Source organism: Lentilactobacillus raoultii (assembly GCF_900411375.1).
GTDB lineage: Bacteria > Bacillota > Bacilli > Lactobacillales > Lactobacillaceae > Lentilactobacillus > Lentilactobacillus raoultii.
The window spans coordinates 64291-82292 of record NZ_LS423006.1 but is presented as its reverse complement, the minus strand read 5'-3'; the positions used below and the strand labels follow the sequence as shown (position 1 = coordinate 82292).

The 18002-nt window shown below is 43.1% G+C and carries 13 protein-coding genes; 6 read left to right on the top strand and 7 right to left on the bottom strand.

Annotated elements, in window-relative coordinates:
- Nucleotides 1–63: 63 nt before the first annotated feature.
- Nucleotides 64–2187, top strand: a complete 2124-nt coding sequence (gene topA, locus ED605_RS14205; RefSeq protein WP_121979547.1) for a type I DNA topoisomerase — start codon at nucleotides 64–66, stop codon at nucleotides 2185–2187.
- A gap of 89 nt (nucleotides 2188–2276) precedes the next feature.
- The gene (locus tag ED605_RS14200) at nucleotides 2277–3698 is read left to right on the top strand and encodes a C69 family dipeptidase (RefSeq protein ID WP_121979546.1); all 1422 of its coding nucleotides are present in this window, start codon (nucleotides 2277–2279) and stop codon (nucleotides 3696–3698) included.
- Nucleotides 3699–3854: 156 nt separating this feature from the next.
- On the opposite strand, the gene ED605_RS14195 is transcribed toward ED605_RS14200, so the two are convergent.
- Nucleotides 3855–5294 carry a C69 family dipeptidase gene (locus ED605_RS14195; RefSeq protein ID WP_121979545.1) on the bottom strand — a complete coding sequence of 480 codons (1440 nt, stop codon included), beginning with the start codon at nucleotides 5292–5294 and terminating at the stop codon, nucleotides 3855–3857.
- 204 nt (nucleotides 5295–5498) lie between these two features.
- Between ED605_RS14195 and thmT the strand changes: the two genes are divergently transcribed.
- On the top strand, nucleotides 5499–5687 hold the full coding sequence (gene thmT, locus ED605_RS14190) for a 2-hydroxymuconate tautomerase (RefSeq protein WP_121979544.1): 189 nt from the start codon (nucleotides 5499–5501) through the stop codon (nucleotides 5685–5687).
- Between the two features lie 206 nt (nucleotides 5688–5893).
- The gene (gene glpK / locus ED605_RS14185; protein WP_121979543.1) at nucleotides 5894–7417 is read left to right on the top strand and encodes a glycerol kinase GlpK; all 1524 of its coding nucleotides are present in this window, start codon (nucleotides 5894–5896) and stop codon (nucleotides 7415–7417) included.
- Between the two features lie 92 nt (nucleotides 7418–7509).
- On the opposite strand, the gene ED605_RS14180 is transcribed toward glpK, so the two are convergent.
- Nucleotides 7510–8340: a Cof-type HAD-IIB family hydrolase gene (locus ED605_RS14180; protein WP_121979542.1), complete on the bottom strand. Its 831-nt coding sequence runs from the start codon at nucleotides 8338–8340 to the stop codon at nucleotides 7510–7512.
- A gap of 153 nt (nucleotides 8341–8493) precedes the next feature.
- On the opposite strand from ED605_RS14180, the gene ED605_RS14175 reads away from it, so the two are divergent.
- A complete protein-coding gene (locus ED605_RS14175) occupies nucleotides 8494–9870 on the top strand; it encodes an RsmB/NOP family class I SAM-dependent RNA methyltransferase (protein WP_121979541.1) in 1377 nt (458 codons plus the stop codon).
- A 59-nt stretch (nucleotides 9871–9929) separates the two neighbouring features.
- On the opposite strand, the gene yaaA is transcribed toward ED605_RS14175, so the two are convergent.
- The 5 genes from yaaA to mvk are packed head-to-tail and all read right to left on the bottom strand — an operon-like array spanning nucleotide 9930 to nucleotide 14816.
- Nucleotides 9930–10679, bottom strand: coding sequence for a peroxide stress protein YaaA (gene yaaA / locus ED605_RS14170; RefSeq protein ID WP_121979540.1), 750 nt, complete (start codon nucleotides 10677–10679; stop codon nucleotides 9930–9932).
- 49 nt (nucleotides 10680–10728) lie between these two features.
- Entirely contained in the window at nucleotides 10729–11760 is a 1032-nt protein-coding gene (gene fni, locus ED605_RS14165; protein WP_121979539.1) for a type 2 isopentenyl-diphosphate Delta-isomerase, read from the bottom strand.
- Nucleotides 11757–12848 (bottom strand): phosphomevalonate kinase, encoded by a 1092-nt coding sequence (locus tag ED605_RS14160; RefSeq protein ID WP_162919821.1) that lies wholly within the window; start codon nucleotides 12846–12848, stop codon nucleotides 11757–11759. Before ED605_RS14160 ends, fni begins: the two co-directional genes overlap by 4 nt.
- A 20-nt stretch (nucleotides 12849–12868) precedes the next feature.
- Nucleotides 12869–13858: a diphosphomevalonate decarboxylase gene (gene mvaD, locus ED605_RS14155; protein ID WP_121979537.1), complete on the bottom strand. Its 990-nt coding sequence runs from the start codon at nucleotides 13856–13858 to the stop codon at nucleotides 12869–12871.
- Entirely contained in the window at nucleotides 13839–14816 is a 978-nt protein-coding gene (gene mvk, locus ED605_RS14150; protein WP_121979536.1) for a mevalonate kinase, read from the bottom strand. The genes mvaD and mvk overlap by 20 nt, the downstream gene beginning before the upstream one ends.
- Nucleotides 14817–15154: 338 nt before the next feature.
- Here mvk and ED605_RS14145 point away from each other — a divergent pair, with 338 nt between their 5' ends.
- Nucleotides 15155–17992 carry a helicase C-terminal domain-containing protein gene (locus tag ED605_RS14145; protein WP_121979562.1) on the top strand — a complete coding sequence of 946 codons (2838 nt, stop codon included), beginning with the start codon at nucleotides 15155–15157 and terminating at the stop codon, nucleotides 17990–17992.
- Nucleotides 17993–18002: the final 10 nt, after the last annotated feature.

Genomic DNA, 18002 nt, shown 5'->3' with positions numbered 1-18002 from the left:
TTTGAATTGAACAGTAACAACAAAAAAATCTACTATATTAACCCGAAAAAGAAAGGAGAAAAAATGGCTACTTCTACAAAAACAAAACCCAGTTCAAAAAAAGGACGACCGAAACGTCGATCGCCTAAAAAGAATTTGGTGATTGTCGAGTCACCAGCCAAAGCTCGAACAATTGAAAAATACTTGGGCCGTTCTTATAAAGTGATCGCCAGCAAAGGGCACGTGCGTGATCTTCCTAAGAGTAAGATGGGTGTCGATATTGATCATGATTATGAGCCACACTACATTTCAATTCGCGGTAAGGGCGATACCATTAAGGAATTACGTTCAGCGGCTAAAAAAGCTAAAAAGGTGTATTTAGCAGCCGATCCGGATCGTGAAGGGGAATCGATTGCTTGGCATTTGTCACATATTCTGGATCTTGATCCAAAGGAAGACAATCGGGTTGTCTTTAATGAGATTACCAAGGATGCCGTTAAGGAATCATTTAAACATCCCAGAAACATTGATATGGACTTGGTTGATGCGCAGCAAGCCCGTCGGATTTTAGACCGGCTGGTTGGTTATTCAATTTCACCACTTCTCTGGCAAAAGGTTAAGAAGGGCCTGAGTGCCGGACGGGTGCAATCAATTGCACTTTGGCTAATTATTCAGCGTGAAAAGGAAATTGAGAACTTCAAACCTGAAGAATACTGGTCAATTGATTCAGAATTCAAGAAGGGTAAGAGTAAATTTAAGGCTAGCTTTTACGGGTTAAACGGTAAAAAGAAAGCCTTACCGAATAACGAAGCAGTCCAAAAAGTGTTGAGCAAGCTTGATCCTGATGCTGACTTTGATATCACCAAAGTACTGCGTCGAGAAAGAAAGCGTCAGCCCCAACAACCATTTACCACCAGTACCCTGCAGCAGGAAGCCAACCGTAAGTTGAATTACCGTACTCGAAAAACCATGATGGCAGCTCAACAGTTGTATGAAGGCATTAACATTGGCAAAGCCGGTAGTCAGGGATTGATTACTTATATGCGAACCGATTCAACTCGGATTGCGGCAATTGCCAAACATGAAGCGTCAACGTTCCTACACGAAAAATACGGTGCTGAGTATGCAGCTACCAAGCCCATCAAGGGGAAATTGCCTGAAGGCGCTCAGGATGCTCATGAGGCGATTCGGCCAACTTCAGTTTTCCGAACACCTCAAAGTTTAAAACCCTATTTAACGAATGAGCAGTTCCGACTCTATCAGTTAATCTGGTCACGCTTCGTGGCTAGTCAGATGACACCGGCAGTGATGGATACCATGACAGTTACCATTGAACAAAATGGTGTCACTTATCGGGCAAATGGTTCCAAGATGAAGTTTGAAGGATTCTTGAAAGTTTATGGTGATGGTAAAGAAAAGGATAATTTGCTTCCGGATTTGGAAACGGGTGATCAGGTTAAACTCATCGCTAATAATCCGGATCAACACTTTACGCAGCCACCTGCCCGTTATAGTGAAGCGACGCTGATTAAAGCGCTTGAAGAAAACGGTGTCGGACGACCGTCCACGTATTCTCCAACCTTGGAAACTATCCAGCGTCGTTACTACGTTAAGCTAGTGGGTCGACGATTTGAGCCAACTGAACTGGGCGAAATTGTTAACAAGATTATTGTTGAATATTTCCCAGACATTGTTAACGTTGACTTTACTGCCAACCTCGAAGACAAGTTAGACGAAGTCGAAGAAGGAAAAGAGAATTGGATTCGGTTAGTCGATTCATTTTATAAACCGTTTTCTACGGAAGTTGAGTCGGCCACTGAAAATATGGAAAAGGTTCAGATTAAAGATGAACCAGCCGGCTTTAACTGCGATATTTGTGGTGCACCGATGGTCGTTAAGATGGGCCGGTATGGTAAGTTCTATGCCTGTTCTCGCTTTCCGGATTGTCGAAACACCAAAGCGATCGTTAAAAAGATTGGTGTAACCTGTCCTAAATGTCACATTGGGGAAGTCATTGAGCGTAAATCAAAAAAGAATCGGGTCTTTTATGGTTGCTCTCGCTTTCCAGATTGCGATTTTGTTTCTTGGGATAAACCGATTGGCAGAAACTGCCCAAAGGATGGGCACTTCTTGGTCGAAAAAAAGGTCAAAGGTGGGACCCAAATCGTTTGTCCGAACGGCGATTACGAAGAGCCACCACAAAAGTAAGTTATTTGAAAAATACTTGAAAGGCCTGAAACATAAAAGTTTTGGGCTTTTTTGGACTAGTTGATTAAGTGAAAGGTTGGAATAGAAAAATGAGGCAGTCAAAGCATAGTTCATGTACCACTATTTTAGTAGGTAAGGATGCTAGTTATGATGGGTCAACCATCATTGCCAGAAATGAGGATGCCGGCGTCGCGGTCAACCCTAAAAAATTTGTAGTGGTTCAGCCAACGCAACAGCCTAAACATTATCAGTCGAAGTTAACTGAATTTTCAATTAAATTACCGGATCACCCGAGTCGTTATACCGCGGTTCCTGATGCGACTTCTGAAAAGGGCATTTGGGGAGAAGCAGGTGTCAACGCAAACAACGTTGCGATGAGTGCCACTGAAACGATTACCACTAATCCAAGAGTTTTAGGGGCTGATCCGTTTGTTAAAAATGGTTTGGGTGAAGAGGATTTACTCACAATTACCTTGCCCTATATCGAATCGGCGCGCCAAGGAGTCAAACGAGTTGGCAGTCTGTTGACAAAGTATGGGACTTATGAAGCTAATGGGATTATTTTTTCTGACGTGAATGAAATTTGGTATTTGGAAACAGCTGGTGGCCATCATTGGGCAGCTCAGCGAATCCCGGATAACGCCTACGTGATTGCGCCTAATCAAACCGGCATTCAAGAAATTGACTTTGCTGATTCAGCACATTTCATGTATTCGAGCGATTTAAGAGAGTTTGTGACTAAAAATCATCTAAACTTATCGGATCATTTTAATTTTAGAGAGATTTTTGGATCAGACACGCAACTCGATCATCATTACAATACGCCACGAGCCTGGTACGGTCAGCGTTACTTTAACCCGGAAGCAACTAATGAGCTGACACCAATGAGTGCTAACTTGCCTTTCATTTGTCATGCAAATCGTAAAATTACTTTAGAAGACCTCAAGTTTGTTTTGAGTTCACATTATCAAGACACGCCTTATGATCCCTTTAAACCGGGCGTCGATTTCAAAAAAGTGCCATTTCGGCCGATTGGGTTTAACCGGAATCAGGAGTTATCAATGATTCAGTTACGACCTTATGTTCCATCAAGATATTCGGCCATTCAATGGCTGGCATTTGCTGCTAATCCATTTAATGAATTGGTGCCGTTTTTCACTAATGTTGAAGAGACGCCAGTCGGCTACCGCAATACCACTAAGATTGTTGATAGTCAGAATGCTTACTGGGTAAATCGGTTGATTTCACTGGTTGCGGCTGACCACTATCATGAAATTATGGAAAAGGTTGAAGCATATCAGGAAAAACTAATGGCCTATGGTCATCAACGAGTGGCCCACGTCGATCAAAAGGTAGCCGAGTTGTCGGCGACTAAGTTAAGTACCGCACTTCAAGCAGCTAACGAAAAGACAGCCAACCACGCGATTAAGATGACTCGAAAATTGCTGACGACGATTTTGACTGAGACGAGTAATGGCGTTGCCGGTTCATTTGATCGGGCTCATTATTAATATGATGAATACTAAACTTGCTTTGGACATTGTTTTGCGTTTTAGAAAACAATGTCATAAATAGATATCTATGTAGTAAACCCGGAATCAGGACAAATTTATTTTGCACCGATTCCGGGTTTTTCAGGATTATTTTTCGATAATTAATTAGGATGATTACAGGTTGACGTCTTGCTTAAAGTTAAGCGGAGAGAAATCGGTGGCAGTTGTAATCAGCTCACTAATCAGTTGACGGTAGGATGCTAGACCGATTTCAGCATTTTTGAAATTAACATTTGTCAGATAATTCGTCAATTCCGGACCATTTAAATGACTGTCCAAAACAACTTGATCGGTTTGTTGGACGGCTTGCTGTAGCTTGATTCGCAGCTTTTCACGAGTTGCCTTTAATTTAGGCCCTAGTTGGACGTAGTGAGCATCGACGAGTACGCCCGCTAATTTATAAATCCAGTAGGCTTCATTGGGATGATAAGTCCCATGAGCATGTTGGTACGTTGCCGGCGTTTGGTTGGCACCAGCGTAAAATGGGATAAAGACACTTTGCGCCGCCACGCCCATTGCCAGCCATTGGATCCCAGCTAAGGATGTTGGCATAGAAGGGCGTATTTGCAGGATATGAGCTTCTTGCGTCTTAGCTAGACTAATTGGTCGAAAGCGGTGTTTGTCCGCCTCAGAGCCCTCACCAATTGGATCGTAGGGGGTGCCTTGATAATGACTGCTCAAAAAGTTTTGAACATCTAACAGACTAAGTTGCCGATTAGCCCGACTGATAAAGGGCATTTCCTGGCTGGTTGGCTCAAATTCCAGGGATGGTGAAAACATCTTTAACCCATACCAAACTCGCGGCGTATTGTAATAGGTGTCCGAAAGATCGGCAGTGCCAAAAATTCGACGAAAATTAAAGGTTTGTTTACTTAGATCAGGATTAAGATGATGTGCATCAACAAATTGACGTAAATTAGTCGACCACATAAAGTGTTCCGGATCATTGAAATCGATCTCCTGAATGGCGCTTTGGTTAGCGATAACCGCATAGCTGTCATCTGGAATTCGTTGAGCAACCCATTGATGACCACCGCCAGTTTCCATGTACCAAGCTTCTTTCTGGTCGGCAAAAAGAATGCCATTTGATTCGGAAGTCCCATAATGTTCAATGATTTGGCCCAGCCGATGAACACCATCGCGAGCCGATTTAATGTAAGGCAGGACGACAGTTACCATCGCTTCCTCACCAATACCGTCTTTTTCAAGCGGATCGGCGCCCAGCGCAAGGTCATTAGTGTACGTACTTTCCGTGGCACTCATTGCAACGCCGTACTCATTGATGCCGTTTTCCTCAAAGAGACCGAATTTGTCGGTCCATTCGGGAGTTGCGGAATAAGCTGCTCGGACTTGTGGTAATGGCATGTGAAACCCGTTATCCTTTGAAGTAAAAGTTTGGGGCTGGCTGAAATCTTGATGGTGATGAATAACGTAATTTTTAGGCCAGGCCGCCTTACTATCTTCATTTCGAGCAATCATAATCGAACCGTTAATGCTGGCATCTTTACCAACAATCATACTGGTGCAGGCTGAATAAGATTTTGTTGGATACATGATTTCTATCTCCAATCATTGCTAAGAATTAAGATCCTGTTTATTGTATCATTTTTTGACATAAAAACCGGCTTAATGGTTCTTGAAATCTGTCCATCACAGTGGCATCAGTAATCACTTTAGATTTTTAATTGCGGGGAAAGAAGAATTACGGTATACTTTTTTCAGCTAAAAAATAAAGTAAAAATATGGAGGATTTAACTCATGCCAATTGTCAATATTCAACTGATCGCTGGTCGATCACAGGACCAATTAAAAGCGCTGGTTGCAGATGTCACCGCAGCTGTTGTTAAAGATACCGGTGCACCGGCCGAACACGTTCACGTAATCTTAAACGAAATGCAAAAGAATCGTTACAGTGTTGGCGGTGTTTTGAAGAGCGACGAAAAATAGGTCGTGATTTAAGCAAATAGGAATCCCGGGTATCTGTTCGGTTACCCGGGGTCTTATTTTCTATTAAGGCATCCGTCAGCTGGTGATTCTTTGGAGACGGTTACTCAAAGGCACTGCTATTTTCGCTTGGCCTGGGTAATTGAGTATTGTATACTGGTAAAGTAAAAGACACGAAATGTACTAATAACAAGAATGGAGACGTTTACATGAACGATCAGCAATACATAATGGCAATTGATGAGGGGACGACGAGTACAAGAGCGATCCTCTTCAATAGTGATGGTGAAATTGTTGGCAAAGCGCAAAGAGAATTTCATCAATACTTTCCGAAATCCGGCTGGGTTGAGCATGATGCTAATGAAATTTGGAACGCTGTGCAATCTGTGATTTCAGAAGCCTTAATTAATGCTGATGTGCCACCGTATAAAGTGCGTGGCATTGGGGTAACCAATCAGCGGGAAACGACCGTTATCTGGGATAAAACCACTGGTGAGCCAATTTATCATGCAATTGTCTGGCAGTCTAAACAAACGGCTGATTTAGCCGACCAGCTAAAAAATGCCGGTTACAATGACCTGATTCACGAAAAGACTGGGTTAGTCATTGACTCATACTTTTCTGCAACTAAGATTAAGTGGCTGCTCGATCACGTAGCGGGGGCTCGGCAGCGGGCTGAACAAGGTGAGTTGTTATTTGGCACAATCGATACCTGGCTATTATGGAAATTAACCGGGGGTAAGGTTCACGCTACCGACTATACCAACGCCAGCCGAACGATGTTGTTTAACATCCATACCCTGCAGTGGGATCAAGATATCTTGAAACTTTTAGATATTCCTGAGGCCATCCTGCCAGAAGTTCGGTCGTCATCTGAAATTTATGGCTACACCGCTGGGTACACTTTTTCCGGTGTCCAAGTACCGATTGCCGGAATTGCCGGTGACCAACAAGCGGCCCTGTTTGGTCAAATGGCTTATCAACGCGGGATGATTAAAAATACTTATGGAACCGGCGCTTTTATCGTGATGAATACCGGCCAACAACCGACCCTCTCCAAACGGGGGTTACTGACCACCATTGCGTACGGTATTAAGGGTCAAGTAACCTATGCACTGGAAGGAAGTATTTTTGTTGCCGGCTCGGCTATTCAATGGTTACGGGATGGCATGAAAATGGTGACTAATTCACCTGAGTCGGAACAAATGGCCATTGACGCCAAAAGTAGTGATGGGGTGTACGTGGTACCGGCCTTTACAGGTTTAGGCGCCCCTTACTGGGACCAGGAGGCGCGGGGGGCTGTCTTTGGCCTGACCCGTGGCACAAGTCGAGAACAGTTTGTTCGCGCAACTTTGGAATCCTTAGCTTATCAAAGTCGGGATGTCATCGATACCATGGTAGCTGAGACCGGCTTGGATTTGAAAACGCTGGCCGTTGACGGTGGCGCTGCCAATAACAATTATCTGATGCAGTTTCAGGCTGATATTCTTGGAACACCCATTCGTCGAGCAGCCATTTCAGAAACCACAGCACTTGGGGCGGCTTACTTAGCCGGTTTGGCAGTTGGCTTTTGGCAGTCATTGGCTGAAATTAAGCAAACTGCGAAGGGACAGGATGTCTTTAATCCTAAAATGCCTAAAGAGTTGGCTTCAGATTTATATACGGGTTGGCAGCGAGCCGTTCACGCAACCATTCAATTTCATCCGGTAGATAAAAAATCGGCATCTCAATAATGCAGTTTAACTAAATTAAAAACCGTCAACTTAGCTGCCTCGTTAAGTTGACGGTTTTTAAAATGAATCGTTAAGCTGGTAGTGCCTACTCACTAATTAGCAACGGCTAAATCTAAATGGGTTTCCAGGTAGCGGGCTACCCCATCTTGGTCGTTAGTATAATCCGTGATGTCATTAGCACTTTTCTTGATTGAATCAATTGCATTCTTCATCGCAACGCCGATCCCGGCAAATGACATCATTGAAGCGTCGTTTGCCTCATCTCCAAAGGCGATAATATCCTTTTGCAAAATTCCATAATAGTCGGCCAGAAACTTTAAACCGGTTGCCTTATGAACACCCTTGGTCGCAATTTCAACAATCGGATGAGGGCCACCCCATGGTGAGACGTCAATCTGATCGCCAAAATTACGTTTCATGTAAGTCAAAAGTTCAGTCTTTTGTTCATGGGATTCGAGCTGAACGGTGATGCTAATTGGATTGGCGGTGAGACTTTTTTGGCTCAAAATTTGGTTAGCTCGCAAAACACTTGGGAAAAATCCAAATCCGTTGCTAATTCCCCGGTTAGCCAAAAATAAGTCACGGCCTTCAACAGCAATTAAATTTAAGCCTAACTTTTGCCGGTTTACCAGTAATTCCATGACAATTTCTTTGTCGATGGTGTACTGATATTCGCGTGGCCAGTTTTTATGTGGTAAAATGCCTAAGTTGCCGTTGAAATTAATCATTGGCGTTTTTAAAGCCAGCTGGTCATAAAGGTTCTCAGAGAGCCGATTGGGCCGCCCAGTGACAATGCTGACCAGATAGCCTGCTTTAACAGCTTGATGAATGACTGCTTGTGTCCGTGAACTGAGTTTGGCTTCGTTATTAAGCGTTGTGCCATCCAGATCCAGGGCGATTAGTTTTTTTGGAATTGTTATCACTCCTTAACAAGCATATTCACTAATAATATCGAAAAAACTAGACGTCGTCAACGAATGTGCAACTTTAATGAACAATTAATCATCATTTAATGGCTAATTTTAGTCGATCAAAATGATAGCACTCAACGAATTTTGATTTAGAGGGGATCCTGCATGCAATTACCAGAGGAGTTTAAAAATAAATATCGTCAGCTACTGGGCGAAACTGAAGCTGAATCGTTTTTAGCCAGCTTTTCTCAGCCAGTCCACCATGGCTTTCGAATTAATCCGTTAAAGGCTGCCTTACCGGTTGACGTTGATCTGAGTCATCCACTAGCACATTGTCGCTTTGGCTATGCTGGTGACATTAGTGGTAAGACAGTTGCCCATCAAAGTGGGGCTGTTTACAGCCAGGAACCTAGTGCGATGTATGTTGGCGAGGTAGCTGCTCCTAAGCACTATGAGCGGGTTTTAGACCTATGTGCGGCACCTGGTGGCAAAACCACCCACATTGGCAGTTACTTAGCTAATACCGGCCTACTGGTCGCAAATGAAATTGATCATCAACGTGCCAAAGTCCTAATGGAAAATGTCGAACGGTTCGGGCTAAAAAATACAATTGTTACTAACAGCACCCCGGCAATCATTGCCCACCAGTTACCCGAGTTCTTTGATCGAATTTTAGTGGATGCACCATGTTCTGGAGAAGGGATGTTTCGTAAGGATCCGGACGCAATTTCCTACTGGTCATTAGATTATCCAAATCAATGTGCTGACAGACAGCGACAAATTTTAAGTGACGCTGTTAAGAGTCTGAAGCCGGGTGGTGAATTGATTTACTCAACCTGTACGTTTGCACCTGAAGAAGACGAACAAATTGTGGCTTGGTTAAGTGATCATTACAATTTTGAAATTCTACCCGTTGCCAAGTCTTCTGGAATGGACGCCGGCCGGCCGGATTGGGCTGATCATAATCCGGCCTTAACCAACTGTGTGCGAATTTTCCCTCATCATTTTAACGGTGAAGGCCACTTTATTGCCAAACTTAGAAAACCGATCACTAAAGAATCGCCGATAACCACGCCCAAGCGCCAGAAAAAGAATCACCGATCAAATTGGGCACCACTTACAGTTGAACAACAGCGGTTATGGCAAAAATTTGCCGCTGAGACGTTCCAATCACTTTCAATCGGTCAACTCCGCCTTTTCAAAGAGACACTTTACGCAGTGCCGGCTGAAACGCCGCCGCTTGGACCAATTAAAGTAGTTAGGGGCGGTTTACAGCTGGGAACGTTCAAAAAGAAGCGTTTTGAACCCAGTTATGCACTGGCCCTGGCTGTCCAACCAAATGAGGCCAAGCGTCGGTTGACCATTTCACTGGCTGATTGGCAAAAATACGTTCATGGGGATACGTTTGCTTTGGATCCACAATTGGAAAAGGGTTGGTATTTGCTGGTTTGTCAGGGCCAGTCCGTCGGCTTCTCAAAAATTGTAACTGGCACTGCTAAAAACTTTTTTCCTAAAGGCTTAAGATTTCGAGTTACCAATTAAATGAACCGCCTCGCAATTGGCATTTTGCCAAATTTGCGAGGCGGTTTTTAGGAATCAGTTTATTTTTCGATAAACACCATTTTTTGATGAGTAGAAAGAGTAGGACTATACCGATAATTGGGTGAATCAAAGTCTTTGATCCCAGCAATGTTGGTTAATTGATTTTTGGCGATGAAGTGAACCATTTCACCGCGGGCCATTTTAGCCCGGGTTGCCCGCACTTTAAATTGGCCACCAATTAGTTGACCAAATTTTATTTCCACAAACGTGTCCGTTGATTTTAAAAATGGTTTAATGGCTTTCGCATATTCTTGAGAAGCCAAATTAATGATCGGTTCGTGATCATCAGAGACCTGCAAAGCTTGGTAAAGGCGATCGCCCCAAAAAGTATATAAATTAGTGTGTCCATCAACGGATAACCGGGCCTGCATTTCCAAACGGTAAGGTATAATGCCGTCAAATGGTTTCAAAATGCCATAGAAACCAGAAAGAATTCGAAGGTGTTTTTGGAGGTAAGCCAATCCCGCGGACGTTAAAATACCAGGCGCCATTGATTGATATTGAATGCCGGTAAAACTTAAGATTGCCGGTGTCAGTCGATTTGTTAGGTCCATTTTCTGTAATTGATCAAAATTAAGCTGGGTCAGCCGATCACTCGTCCGCCAGAGTTGCTGCAATTCGGTGATCGATAATTGACGCATTGCTGCCAATAATTGCCGGGTTTGCTTCAAGTAAACGGGTAACCCTTGGTAATCAAAATCATCCAGGTTGACGGTCATCTTTTTGGCAGGAGAAATGATGAGTTTCATTTTAATGGCTCCTTTAACCAACAAGTCTTAATTTGTTAAATATTTGGAATCAATAGGTAATGTGTCGCTGTTTTAGATAACTCAATAAGGACTCATCCAATAGGAGCCTTTGTTGTTGCAAATCTGAAATGGTTTTGGCATTGGTCATCATCATGATGGCTTTCAAGCCGTAAGTCCATTGTTGGATAATATCGACTAGTTGATCAGCGTCCTGATGAAGCGCCAGATGAAGAAATTCTCCGGCAATCCCAACAGCATTTGCACCAAGTGCTAAACATTTTGCAATGTCCAAAGGTGTCTTCACACCACCGGATGCCAAGACGGTTAAACGATCTTGAAATTGTCGACTTTCCAGCAATGATTCGGGTGTACTTAATCCCCAATCTTTGAGATAGGCCATTTCTTTTGCCGGTCGTCGAAAATTTTCGATTTCGGCAAAATTAGTGCCACCGTGGCCACTAACATTAATATATTGAACGCCCAAGCTCATTAGCTCGGCAATGGTTTCACGGCTCATCCCAAAACCGACTTCTTTGACAATAACCGGAACACAAAGACCTGCCACAATCTGCTTGATATTTTTCACAAAGTTAAAGTGCCGGTCGCCTTCTGGCATGATCAGTTCCTGAGTTGGATTAATGTGAAGTTCTAAGGCATCGGCCGATATCATCTTAATAGCTTGTTTAGCATCTGCCAGCGTCCGATTAGCACCTAAGTTGGCAAAAATGATGCCTTGCGGGTTAATCTCCCGAACAACTTGAAAGGTTGCCGCTAATGCGGGATCATTTAAAGCCACACTTTGAGATCCCACAGCCATCGCTAAACCGGTCTTTTTGGCAACAGCTGCCAACTTTTGATTAATGGTTTTAGTGCGGGGACTCCCACCTGAAATCGCCTCAATGTAAAAGGGAAGTGACAGCTGTAGCGGGCCAATCTGAGTTGTCAGGTCAATATCAGTTAAGGCGAACTTGGGCAAACTTTGATGAACAAATCTAAGCGACTTGAAACTATTCTGGTCTTGATAGAACTTTTCTGCTAAGGAAAGATGTTCATCTTTTCGATGTGAATGTTTTGAAATCATGAATGCTCCTTCACAAGGTCAATGACCGGGTGAACGCGAAGTGACAATCTGGTAATGCCATTTTCTTCCCAACGTTTGATGAGGGATTTAATATCTTGATTTTTATCGATCACGACAATGCCGCAATCGCCGCCGCCAGCGCCGGAGGATTTAGCCGCTGCCGAGTGGGCAACCGCAATATCACACATCTTCTTTAAAGTAGGCGTCTCAATTTGAACTTTGGAAAAGTCAGCCAAGCGTTTTAAAATTTCCCGATTTTTTTGAATTCCAGCTTGAATGGCTGAGAGACTGCCCATTTTGAACCCGGCAATCAATTCGTTAAGGCATTGTTTGCTATCACTTAAAAATTGGTTGTAGGTTTCCAATTGACGGCTTTTAGAGATGGCAACCTTATCCACCAAATGCGAGGTTGACGCCGGCGACCCGGTCCAACCAATAATCAATCGCAAATTTTTAGGTGGTGTCAACTGGGTAATAGTTAAATCCGGCCATGGTTGAGCGACTAGTTCAGTTAATGATTGTTGTCTCCGAGCAGCCAATAACCAATCACGGTCAAAGGATTGATAAGCAATCCAACCGCCATAAACACTGGCGGCGATATCGCCTAATGATCCGTTGCCCTGAACTTCCAAATGGGCGATTGCTGACAATTTAAATAATTTGCTCTTAGTAAGCGGAATTTTATAAAATTCACACAGCGCTTTAACTGTGGCGACTGTCACTGCGGCTGATGAACCCAAACCGTACTTTTTGCCGTTGGGACTATCCAAGTCACTATTTACCCGCAAATCATAAACGGTCATGGATCGGCCAAGTGTCTGGGCATACTCTTCTGTTAAATGAATGGCTGAAATAATGTAATTAAATGTGTTGTCTCGGTTGTCGAGAATCATCTGATCCCCCTGACGCCGCCAGAAAACCGAATCCTCACGATATTGTTTAGAGACAATGCTGCCAAAGGACTTGCTCTGAGAAATTTCAACTGTCACGAATTGATCCAAGGCGACAATGATTGACGGGTAACCGGTTTCAACTACCGCATATTCACCCGCAATATATAACTTTCCTGGAGCCTTAGCGGTTATCAAGTGATCATTTCCTTTCAAAATTATAAATACTGAATGCCGGGTCCCGGCTTAGCAACGATTACGTTTTGTTTACCAAGCAGTTGGGAAAAGGTGTCAACAACTTTTGCCACCGATGCCTTTTGACAAAGAACCTTAACATTTGGACCGGCATCGATGGTGTAGTAACAAGCAACACCATTATGACGCAATTGCTTAACCAAATTCATAATGGTTAAGGTTTGGCCATTAAAATACGTAAAATCGGGATCGGCACTTAAAGTTAACGCATGCATCCGCATGGCGTTTAACTCACTAATTTTGCCAAATTTGGCAAAGTTGTTTTTTTCGATTGCCAGTTTTAATTGGGTCAAGTCAGTTTGACAGGTTTTGACCCAAGTCGGGTAATAAGGGGAAGTTGTCACTGATAGGTGCATCCCTTGGCGACTTGAAATAGCTTTTGGTCCCCGTTCAACAGTTAACGCGACGACTCGAATATCTTCCAGTAGAGCAGCAGCTTTAAGGGGCATTGCATAGGACGTTAAATCATCCTCTCCGCGCTGCCATTCAGCGAAGCCGCCAAAAATTGAGCGGCAGGCTGAACCGGACCCTCGTCTGGCCAGTCTGGAAAGTTCGCTTAGCGTTAAGTTTAATCCCGCGGCTTTACTAGCAGCTGCCGCTAAAGCCGCAAAGGCGGAAGCCGATGAGGCCAATCCAGCAGCTGTCGGGACGTGATTATGAGAATTAACAATTGCCGGGCTATTAATCTGAGCTTTTCGCCGAACAATGTCTAAGAAATTTGAGACCCGGTGAAGCGGTTGCTCTGAGGAAATTTGGTTATCAATGATGAGTTGATCAGTTGACCGACTGGCATCGAATTGAACAGTCGTGTCGGTATAAAATTGATCAAGTGTCAATGAAAGGCTGCTGGTATAAGGAATGATTAACGTATCATCCTTTTTTCCCCAATACTTAATCAGGGCAATATTTGTGTGCGCCCGTGCAGTAACGGGATTATTTGACAAGGTTGCCATTATTATCTCCAATTGAAAAGTTGTAGTTTTTAAAGGGTTGGATCCACGTTTGAGTAGCGCCGGCTTTTCGCAGCGCAGTGGCTACCTTTTGAGCGGCAACCTGGTTTTGGGTAATGGAAATCATACAGCCACCAAGGCCGCTGCCTGTCAACTTGGCACCTAATGCGCCGTTTTTAATTGCGATTTGGCAAAAGGCATTTAGGGCTTTTGTACTAACCCCCAACTTGGCCAAATCGTACTGAGATTGAGTCATTAGTTTACCAAGTTTAACTTCATCCGTTGAGCTAAGTGCCTGCCTAGCTGCTTTGGCAATTTGACCCAATTGATTGATTAAGGGGGTGGCAGTTTCCGGCTCGTCAATTAAACGATCATGAACCATTGACACAGCTTCCCCGGTTTTTCCCTTAATCCCACTATCGGCAATCACCATAAATGCATTTGACAGGTTAAAATCAATTTGTTCATTGAGCTGATGCCGAACAAACCAAACTGGGACCTCTGAACTAGCTGTTGCCGTGTCGAGGCCACTGGGATTACCGTGCGTAATTTTTTCCTCAATGTTGGCTAATTCCAGTAAGCGATTGCGGGTTAATGGCGCTTCAAATAATTTGAAGAAGACCCGAACAATGGCTACCGCAGTAGCAGCTGAAGATCCCATGCCCCTTTCGGAAGGAATTTTACTTTCAATTTTTAGATGGAAATTAATCTTTTGGGCGTTAAAAATTGTTAGAAGTTGATGAATTAATACTGACACGCCCTTTAAATTATCCACCATTTCATCAATTGGACCGCTAAAATAACGGCAATCAATTGTTTGACCACTTGTTTCGGTTGTCAAGTTGGTGTGGACATCCACATTATAAAGTGGTAAGGCAATTGCCGGCTTTCCATAAACCACGCTGTGTTCACCGAACCAAATGATTTTTGCATAACTTATTGCTTTAGCTTTTTTTCTCAATCTTTATCCGCTCACTTTCAAACAGTCCAATTTTATCATAATTTAGACTTGTAAAGCATCGTTACTATTTTTTTAAAATATTCATAAAAAATAGCCAACCATTTTTCGTAAGAATTTCGAGTCATTCATTTGAAAACAGGTCTGTTTGAGCAGGGGATGCGTAAGCGGGGGTGCCAAAAATTGGTTTGGGTTCTTGGATTGAATTCAAATGACCGCTAGGATGGAATTAGGTCCTTTGCTTTTTCAGTAGCCTAACACATCTTGACTGTAGTAACATAGATGATAGCGTCTTGTTTAAAAAGATTATCAAAAAATTAAACGATTTTGGTGAAACAACTATGAATTCAAAAATAACTTACGCGGTCGTTGATATCGAAACCACTGGGACCGATATGACCGTTAATAACCGAATTATTCAGTTTAGCTGCGCGCTGGTTGCCAACGGTAAAATAGTTAAAACCTATGTGACCGACGTCAACCCGCAACGTGATATCCCAGAACAAATTGTTCAATTAACTGGCCTAACGCCACAGCGGCTGGAGAAAGCCCCAACTTTTGATCAAGTATCGGCCAAACTCTATCAACTTTTAAGTGGCACAATTTTTGTTGCCCACAATGTTAATTTTGACTTCCCGTTTTTAAATGGTGAGTTTCAACGGGTCGGGTATCCCGAATTGGATATTGAAGCAATTGACACAGTGACGCTAAGTCAGATTTTACTGCCGACGCTTTCCAGTTACCGGCTTCAGGATCTCAGTGCCTATTTTAATATTACCCATCGGCATCCACACACTGCCGACAGTGACGCATTGGCAACAGCCAAACTACTATTGATCTTACTGCGACAGGTCCACTCACTTCCCAGGAGAACACTTGAACAGATTATCGCAGTGAATCCATCACTTCCTCAAGATACGATGAAAGTCTTTCTTGAAGTTAATGATCGAAACCGATCTCAACCGTTAGCTGAAAAGCTTCCCGAACCATTAAAACTGTCGACAGGCCTCGTCTTGCGAAAACGTCAGACAATTCATCAGAAAGTCATCGCCCCGTCACCGGATTTTAAATTTCCAAAAACCAAGTTGGCTAAAGCTAAAATTTTGCCGGCTCACTTAGAATCGCGTATTGAGCAAAATAAAATGATGAACATGATTTACAATAATTACGCTTCTCACGGTCATCATCCAGCCAAGCCACTGGTGATTGAGGCCCCAACGGGAATTGGTAAAAGTTTGGGGTATTGCCTGCCATTCGGTTATTTGACGAGTTCCCGAAAACCGGTTGTGATCAGCACTGCGACGACCTATTTACAGTTTCAGCTTCAGAACCAGACCATCCCAATGCTAAACGAAAGTCTGCCTTTTCACATCAACAGTGTTATTTTAAAAGGGGCCAGTCACTATATTGATTTGAACAAATTTCGCCACCTGTTATTTGTCAACGATCATTCAGTTCAAACAGCCTTTATTAAAGCCCAAATTCTTGTGTGGCTGACGATGACGACGACTGGTGATCTTGATGAACTGCATTTGAACGTTGAACAGACGCCCTTTGTTTGGAAAATTCAGCACGCCGGAATTCGTTGGTTGGATGCCAATTCGCCATTTTATGAAGATGACTTTTTACGCTACAACCTTAAAAAAGCCCAAAACGCCGACTTTATCATTGTTAATCACAGTTATCTCCTCAAAAACTGGCAATTCTTTAAAACATTTAAAGAAAAACCGTATCTGTTGATTGATGAGACACAGCAATTTACAGAGATCGCGATTCGAAATCATCAAAAACAGCTTAATCCACTTGCTGTGATGTCCGCCATCAATCGGGTTCGCGGTGACATCCAGGAACGCCATCACGGTAGTGCTCGGGATGCTTTCGCGGGAAATATTAGATTAAATCAACTTGCCGATTCCTTGGATGCTTCTCTTGATCATATTCATCAACTATTAAAAGCCCTTACCCAAACGTTATTTACCCAAATGGTTAGTCAGCAAACACTTCATAAAGACGCTCACTTTTTTGTTCGGCTGGTCCCAATTAACGAGTTAAAGACTATCATTCGGGAAAACCAACCGGCACTATCAGCTTTAAAGAACCAGCAGGATAAAATTGAAACCTTATTAATCCGGATTGATTCTGAAGTCAGCCGTAACCAACAAGCTTTTACCAATCGCGAGTATTCTGAAATTTATGATTTGTATGAAGATTTTAATGAGTTTATGGATAAATTGACCTTCTTTTTATCAATTTTGAATTCCGATAAGACAGTCATTGATCAAAATGTCGTTTGGGTGACGGTAAACCATCTTAAAGATATCAACAGTTTTACGATTAATCAGGGAATCCTTAAAACTAAGGATTATTTGAACCAACGAATCTACCATTCCTTTGAACCACCAACTTTTACCGGCGCCACGATTTTTTCATCGCGCCGTTCCCAGTTTATTTTTAACCTCTTGGGCCTTGATCGAAAGATGGCAACTGTTCGGCGTCTTCAAAGTGATTTTGAGCCACAGAACCAAGCCCGACTTTACTTGGTAGAGAATCCGGAAGCTGAACAATTTGTTACCAGCTCCGATGATTATTTAAAGCAGGTAGCCGAAGCAATTGAGACGATTTATAAGCATGCCTCAAAGCAGACGCTGGTGCTGTTTAATTCACTTAGCGCTATTGAAAAAACTCATCGCTTTCTCGCCGAGGATGGGTTTACGACCGAACATCAAGTCTTAGCCCAGGGCGTTAACGGGACTGCTGCCAAACTAAGTAAACAGTTTATCCATAACGAACCGGCGATCCTGCTTGGTGCCAATACTTTTTGGGAAGGGGTCGATTTTCCTGCCCGATTGTTGGAAAATCTCATCATTGCCCAATTACCATTTGATACACCAGAGGATCCTTACAATCATGCTTTATATTCGATTGAACGCAGTCGGGGGAAAAATCCGTTTTATAGTTTGACACTCCCTAAAGCGATTTTACGGCTTCGCCAGGGGATGGGCCGCTTATTACGGACCAAAGCCGACTATGGGACCATTTTTGTTTTAGATCCTCGGCTAATAACCAGACGTTACGGGCAAACAATTTTAACCAATTTAAGAAATCAGATTCCAATAAAGCATGGCAACCTGGCTGAATGCATCGATGACATGGTTAAATTTTTTGAAAGCAGGCCATAAGAGAGCGCCG

Coding starts and splice junctions, on each gene's coding strand:
- ED605_RS14195 (WP_121979545.1), bottom strand. CDS start 5,294: ATGTATCCAACAAAATCTTATTCAGCCTGCACCAGTATGATTGTTGGT.
- ED605_RS14175 (WP_121979541.1), top strand. CDS start 8,494: ATGCAATTACCAGAGGAGTTTAAAAATAAATATCGTCAGCTACTGGGC.
- ED605_RS14200 (WP_121979546.1), top strand. CDS start 2,277: ATGAGGCAGTCAAAGCATAGTTCATGTACCACTATTTTAGTAGGTAAG.
- glpK (WP_121979543.1), top strand. CDS start 5,894: ATGAACGATCAGCAATACATAATGGCAATTGATGAGGGGACGACGAGT.
- topA (WP_121979547.1), top strand. CDS start 64: ATGGCTACTTCTACAAAAACAAAACCCAGTTCAAAAAAAGGACGACCG.
- fni (WP_121979539.1), bottom strand. CDS start 11,760: ATGATTTCAAAACATTCACATCGAAAAGATGAACATCTTTCCTTAGCA.
- thmT (WP_121979544.1), top strand. CDS start 5,499: ATGCCAATTGTCAATATTCAACTGATCGCTGGTCGATCACAGGACCAA.
- mvaD (WP_121979537.1), bottom strand. CDS start 13,858: ATGGCAACCTTGTCAAATAATCCCGTTACTGCACGGGCGCACACAAAT.
- yaaA (WP_121979540.1), bottom strand. CDS start 10,679: ATGAAACTCATCATTTCTCCTGCCAAAAAGATGACCGTCAACCTGGAT.
- ED605_RS14145 (WP_121979562.1), top strand. CDS start 15,155: ATGAATTCAAAAATAACTTACGCGGTCGTTGATATCGAAACCACTGGG.